General features: G+C 71.8%; 1 protein-coding gene. It reads left to right on the top strand.

Annotated elements, in window-relative coordinates; translation table 11 throughout:
• Positions 1-372, top strand: a 372-nt coding sequence (locus AC1MIR_RS27780; protein WP_480031403.1) for a transposase, incomplete at both ends; no start/stop codon positions are given.

Here is a 372-nt window from a genome sequence, read left to right on the forward strand (position 1 = left end):
GAACCGGCACGGCCTGGCGGTTGCGGCGACCACGACGCGGGCCACCGGCACCGCCGAGCGCGACGCCGGCGAGACGATGATGGCGGGGCTGGATCGCGCGACGCGCAGCACGCTGGGGGCGGATAAGAACTACGACACGCGGGACTTCGTGGCCGCGATGCGCCGGCTCGGTGTGACGCCGCATGTGGCGCAGCACAACAATGCTCGCCGCTCGGCGATCGACGGGCGGACCACGCGGCATCCCGGCTACGAGGCCAGCCAGCGCATCCGCAAGCGGATCGAGGAGGTGTTCGGCTGGGGCAAGGAGATCGGCGGCATGCGCCGCACCCTCCTGCGCGGGTTGGAACGCGTCGGATGGAGTTTCACGCTCCG

The sequence above is a fragment of the Falsiroseomonas sp. RANM36 genome, assembly GCF_056682175.1.